The organism is Anaerosporobacter sp. (assembly GCF_965301125.1).
The window spans coordinates 1-6,089 of sequence record NZ_CBDLAM010000171.1; the positions used below are offsets into that span (position 1 = coordinate 1).

General features: G+C 30.0%; 6 protein-coding genes and 1 pseudogene. All 7 read left to right on the forward strand.

Features of this window, described 5'->3' with window-relative positions:
- A pseudogene (locus ACW2QF_RS15525) lies at window positions 1-372 on the forward strand (hypothetical protein); the annotation flags it as partial.
- Window positions 369-1,379 (forward strand): peptidase U32 family protein, encoded by a 1,011-nt coding sequence (locus tag ACW2QF_RS15530; RefSeq protein WP_455716921.1) that lies wholly within the window; start codon window positions 369-371, stop codon window positions 1,377-1,379. The pseudogene ACW2QF_RS15525 and the gene ACW2QF_RS15530, both read left to right, overlap by 4 nt.
- Window positions 1,380-1,437: 58 nt before the next feature.
- Entirely contained in the window at window positions 1,438-2,733 is a 1,296-nt protein-coding gene (locus ACW2QF_RS15535) for a B12-binding domain-containing radical SAM protein (protein ID WP_455716922.1), read from the forward strand.
- Between the two features lie 65 nt (window positions 2,734-2,798).
- Window positions 2,799-3,539 carry a nucleotidyltransferase family protein gene (locus ACW2QF_RS15540; protein ID WP_455716923.1) on the forward strand — a complete coding sequence of 247 codons (741 nt, stop codon included), beginning with the start codon at window positions 2,799-2,801 and terminating at the stop codon, window positions 3,537-3,539.
- Window positions 3,520-4,554 carry a DUF6365 family protein gene (locus ACW2QF_RS15545; RefSeq protein WP_455716924.1) on the forward strand — a complete coding sequence of 345 codons (1,035 nt, stop codon included), beginning with the start codon at window positions 3,520-3,522 and terminating at the stop codon, window positions 4,552-4,554. The genes ACW2QF_RS15540 and ACW2QF_RS15545 overlap by 20 nt, the downstream gene beginning before the upstream one ends.
- 135 nt (window positions 4,555-4,689) lie before the next feature.
- Window positions 4,690-5,484, forward strand: coding sequence for a hypothetical protein (locus tag ACW2QF_RS15550; protein WP_455716925.1), 795 nt, complete (start codon window positions 4,690-4,692; stop codon window positions 5,482-5,484).
- 263 nt (window positions 5,485-5,747) lie between these two features.
- On the forward strand, window positions 5,748-6,089 hold a 342-nt coding region (locus tag ACW2QF_RS15555), incomplete at its 3' end, for a hypothetical protein (protein WP_455716926.1).

Here is a 6,089-nt window from a genome sequence, read left to right on the forward strand (position 1 = left end):
GCTCTGGTAAAATACATAAAATACATTATAAAGAAAAAGAGGATACAATTTCCTTGTAAAGCAGGGTTAGAGAGTTTATATATAAATCAAAAGGGTGATGTTTTTATATGTGAAAATGGAATCCGAGTACAAGATTTTAATAAATCTAGTTATGTGTCATTGTTAACCTCAGTTTATGAAGAACAACCATGTTGTAATTGCTTTGCTCGATTTTTATGCGGTGGTTATTGTAAGAATAAAAATTCTAGAATAGTGGACATGTGTTTTGCTTTCTCCGAAACTGTTTTATTGTTACTTAAATGTTGCGCTATTCTAATGGAAACTGATGAAAAAATGAACAATTTTTGCTTGATTTGGAGTGAAATGAAATGAAAATTTGCGTGGGTTTAAAAGACAGCATAAGAATGGAAGAATATATTAAAGCTGGAGCAGAAGAATTTTATTGTGGTGTAGTAGATTCGGAATGGATTAATAGATTTGGATATGCTACTGGAATCAATAGGAGACCTTGGCCATCTTCTAATATGTCTAGTTTTGAAGAATTAAAACGAGTTGTCAAAAAGGCTCATTCATTCAGTTGCAAAGTTTATTTTACAATAAATGAGCATTGTTATACGAATGAACAACTTAGTTTACTTGAGTACTATGTTAAGAATGCATTAGAAACAGGAATTGATTCTATTATTTTTGCTGATCCAGGATTAATTAAGTACTTTTACGAAAAATATCAATGCGGTGTTCATTTAAGTACAGGAGGTTCGGTATTTAATAAGTGGGCTGCAGAGTTTTTTCGGGATAGCTTAAAAGTATCACGAATTATAATGCCTCGAGAAGTGACATTAAATGAAATAAGAAAAATATCCACAGAAGTAGAAAATGTGGAATATGAAGTATTTATTCTAAATGAGGGCTGTATTAATATTGATGGATTTTGTAATCATTTACATGGAATAAATTATATAGATTATGATGGACAACTAAAGAATGGTGAATATTCTGTGGGATGCATGTTGAAATATGATTTACTTGATGGCCGAATAAGTGGAACGAGAATAGATAAATCAAGTAATATTACAGATAAACTATACAATGCAGCTTCTAAATGTGGGAGCTGCGGTGCATGCGCAATCTATTACTTTAAGAAGTATGGAATTTCTAGTTTAAAGTTAGTAGGAAGATCGACTGATAGGGACAAAATCATCCATGATATACAGTTTATCAAATATGCAATAGATTTATCAAATGAAGTGGAAAATTTTCAAGAATTTTCTCAAAAGATTAGGGAATATAAGGGCGATAGAACAATGGAGAAATGCAAACAGATGTGTTACTATCCTGAAATTTTGACTCAGTTTGAATTGGAAAGGTCTGGTGTTTGACATGTCTAAAGTTTGTTACATTCATCCATCAAGTTCTGAAAAACCGAATCATTGGGTTATGGCAGCTGGAATATTCGGAATTCTAGATAAAATACAAAAAAGAGGATTTGAAGTAGAAGCTTTAAATTATCCCATGGAAGTATACCTTGATGAAACGTTTTGTTTAGAAAAATGGCTTTTGTCACATAAGGCAGATTATTATCTTGTAGGTTTACATTGGTTTGTACATGCTAGAGGTGCTTATGAGGTAATTAATAGAATCAGAAATTCTAATAGCGAGGCTATCATTATTGTTGGAGGAATTACTGCTTCATTATTTCATGAATTATTAATGAGAGATTTTAAAAGTATAGATTATATTATCGATGGAGATGGGGAAGAACCAATTCCTATGTTAGTTGAAGCACTAGAAAGTAAGAAGGATATTGATAATATCGCTAACTTGGTATATCGAAAAGAAAATAAGATTATCAAAAGTGAAAGAAAATACATCTTAAATAACTTTGAAGGTTTTGAATATAGTAATTATAGTTTTTTAAAAAACAAAGAACATTATGCTGAATTTTCGTATCCAGGAATTATATTAGAGGAAAAAAGTTTGTGGCTTGTAAATGGAAGGGGATGTATTTATAACTGTATTGGTTGCGGAGCTGCTAGAAGGGCAAGATTAGGGGAAACTTACTATTGCAAAGAGGCACTGATTTGTAGAAATGTAGATGATGTGATTCAAGATATATATAACTTGAGGAGTTTTGAATTAGACTACATTAAGTTAACGCATGATTTCAGTTCAATGGGAGAAAAATATTATGAAGAATTTTTTTCAAGGTACAAAGCTTTAAGTATAGAAACGAAAATATATAATGAATTTTGGCAAATACCGTCAGAAGATTTTATTAATAAATGTACTGAAAATGGATTAAGTGGAAGGTTAGATTGTACCATAACTGCTTTTACTGGAGATGAAAGTATGAGGAAGAAATTAGGTAAAGTATTTACAAATACTGAGTTGATAGAATGTCTTAATTTATGCCTTGACGCTCATTTTACAGTAAAACTGTATTTTTCACGCTTTCTTCCAGATGAAAATGCAATATCTCTACTTCAGACTTTTAAATTAATCCAAACTATTTTAAATTTAGATAAAAGCACACAATTAATACAGATATTTTATGAAGGTTATTTAGCAGATCCTTGTTCTATTATGTTAGAAGACGTAATGTTAGAAGATAATTACGATATATACATTAACTGGGAATCTAAAAATAATGGTAAGGTATTTCAGAAAATGGTACATAGTTTAGATGGAAAAAGTCAACTAATTGATAAAAAAATAATAAACTTATTAAAATAACTTCTCAAATCTTTATAGATGAGGAATATTGTATTTTGATAGTTAAGTAGAAAGGGGGAGTGCACATGAAAGTAAATCGTGCCATTATTATGGCAGGTGGAGAAGGCGTTAGAATGAATCCAATTACCAAATATTTTCCTAAGTGTTATCTTCCAATTTACGATGAACCATTGCTTATAAAGCAGCTGAAATGGCTCATAGAAGCAAATGTAAAAGAGGTTTTTATTGCATTAAACCAAATATTTGGGGATTTAATTTTAACATTACTCTCGTATACGGATTTGGGGAATGAAATCAATATCAATCTAGTTATTGAACAGAAAACACAAGGTATAGGTGTCTCGTTATTGGAACTCAAAACTTATGTAGCAGGTGAACCCTTCATTTTTCTTCTTGGTGATGAATATTATGAAAATCCAAGTTTTTTTAAAGAAATTAAGAAATTAGATGATGATTGTATTGTTATGGGTGCTACTTCTTATAAGGACAAAAAGAGAATAATGGCAGGATGCAATTTTGAATTAAAGGACGATAGGATTGTAACTATGGTTGAAAAACCTAAGGAAAACGAAATAATGTCAGAGTGGTGTTGGAGTGGTGTCTCTGTCTTTCAAGATAGCGTATTTGATTCTATGTTAGAAAATGAGGAACAACTGAAGGATAATCGAGTATTGATAAATGGGTTAACTAATTTGATTGAGAAGGGAAATAAGATAATGTACTTAAAAGATTATTCTGAAAACATTAATATGACAGACATTGAAGATTATTATACTGCATGTTCGCTTGAAAAGAATAAATATTAGAGAGGCTGAATGTGAAATGAGAGCATTGATTATTATATGTCCTTCTTTAGGAATCGGTGAAATATTTACTGCCATTAAGCTAGGTGAAAGATTGTCACAAGATGGAAATGAAATACATTTTACAGGAACAACAATAATTGAAGATTTTTCTTTTATAAAAACAAGTAATCACACTATATTGACTATGGATGCCAAAGAGAATTCCATTCTGCTTGATCAATTAGTAAATGCAATTAAACCAGATTTATTCATTTTTACGGATTATCATATGTATATGAAAAATGTATATATGAGGAATGTGTTTGATTTAGATAGCTTGCAAAAATTTCACCTTCCCTTTTATATTATTGATACATTAGGCAATTGTACTTTTCATGATGAAGAAGTATCTTTGTATGAAAAAGAAGTTTCTATTAAAGTCCCATGTTATATAAATGGATTACTTAGACCAGTGCCACAGCATGATGCAAAATTAGATTATGCGTCAAAACGTACACAGTATTTTTCTGTATTCGATTCAAAAGCAACGTTTGAAGTAGAGGAAGAAGAAAAAATAAAACAGAGTCTTGGGTTAGATATGAACCGGGAAACGGTGGTATTAACGCTAGGTAACTGGGTGAAAGCAGTGACATCGGAAACAAAATTTAAATTGTATTTGAATTTAATTAGAATAGTCTTACATTATTTAAATAGTGTAGGCATTGATTTAGAGGTTGTTATATTAGGAGAATGTAATTTTGAATACAATGAATTTCAGAATTTAAAAATTAATAAGGATTTAGTTAATCTTTCTTTTGAAGAAGCAGATAAGTTAATTAATATTTCAAGTTTACTCATTACATTAAATCGCTTTTCAAATAGCCTTTGTAGGGCAGTATTTTATGTCTTATCTCACTGGAAAATAGGACCATACAAGAATATACAGTATTTCCAGAAAATAATACAGATATATTTCAGAGTTTTTTTGATCAAAATCCAATGTATTCTGAGATTGTACCTAATTACCAAATTTTAGACGAAGAAACTATAGTACATAAAATGAAAGAAATTATTCTGTTGAAAAGCGATGAGCTAAAAATAAAACAGAAACAATTTATGAAACAAGCATTTTTATTACCATCACCGACGAATATATTGAAGGAGTTAAATTATGGAGTACGCAATACAAATAAATAATATAAAGTATCTTAAAAATGTAACTCAAGAGTATAGTCGGATTTATTATGGAAATGAATTTTGTCCTCATCTTGGAATTAGCCTTGGTGAAGTAAAGCAAGTAGTAGAGTTTTGTAGTATAAATCATAAAGAATTAACGTTAGTAACACCATATATTATTGAGGATTATAGGGAAGCAATTGAGGCTATACTAAAGTATCTTGTAGAAAAGAACGTTAAGTGTGAAATAGTAATAAATGATTGGGGATTACTGTATCACGTTAATAGGGTGTATAATGAACAGTTTGAGTTGGTTTTAGGATGTTTATTAAATAAAATGAAAAAAAGTCCAGTAGTTATGAATTTGATTGATAAAGTTAGTGTTGATACTAGACAAGTTTTGGAAACGGCATCACTAAATCTAGAACCAACATGGGATATTATAGAAGATTTAAAGATTAAGAGAGTAGAATTTGAAAATACATTACAAGGAAATCGAATAGAAAATAAAATGCCCTTCGAGAAATCGTTAAGGTATCCATATATTTTCATTACCACAGCAAGAAAATGTATAACAAACTATTGTGTAAAGAATTTACCATATTATAATCTGGTTAAATGTAGTCAATCTTGTAAGGAAACATATTTATCATTGTATAACAGAATTATGCAAAGGGAACTTGTTTTAAAGGGAAATACCCTATTTTATAAGAATGATATACTACCTGATAATCTAGAAAAAGAATTTTCAAGATTAGTATTCAATGCATCTAATGTTATGGATGTATAACGTTTATAGGTAGTTTAAATATATCATAAATTTTGAAAGGAGGTGAAATTTATGAAAAACTTAGGTATTATCGTTGGAAACAAAGTTAATGATGAGTCTTGTTTGTCAGTTTGTCAATGGGCAGGCTGGAACTTTTCACACAATGATTGCTGATTTAATTTAGTTATCATCGCATGAAGTTAGTACATAGAAATAGGTCATTTGATTGAAATATATCACTTGACCTATCTATAAAAAGATACATTGGTGAGGAGATGATAGCAATGAAAATATTAGCACCAGTTAGTACTTTTGACTCGGCAAAAACATTGATTGAAGCAGGTGCAGAAGAAATTTACTTAGGGGCTGATGATGAGCTTTTTCAGTCATTTTCTTTTACTGGAAGAGGGAAGAGAAGTTACACTAAGGAAGTAATACTAAGTAGTTTCCAGAAATTAGAAGAAATCGTTTCGTATGCTCATTTAAGGAACGTACAAGTGAATTTTTTGTGTAATTATCAATTTTTTTGTGATGGAATATATCATGAAAAAGAAATGAAACTATATATAAAGGAATATATTGAAAAGGCAGTTCGTGCTGGAGTAGATGCTATTGTTGTGGGAGAT

Coding starts and splice junctions, on each gene's coding strand:
- ACW2QF_RS15530 (WP_455716921.1), top strand. CDS start 369: ATGAAAATTTGCGTGGGTTTAAAAGACAGCATAAGAATGGAAGAATAT.
- ACW2QF_RS15535 (WP_455716922.1), top strand. CDS start 1,438: ATGGCAGCTGGAATATTCGGAATTCTAGATAAAATACAAAAAAGAGGA.
- ACW2QF_RS15540 (WP_455716923.1), top strand. CDS start 2,799: ATGAAAGTAAATCGTGCCATTATTATGGCAGGTGGAGAAGGCGTTAGA.
- ACW2QF_RS15550 (WP_455716925.1), top strand. CDS start 4,690: ATGGAGTACGCAATACAAATAAATAATATAAAGTATCTTAAAAATGTA.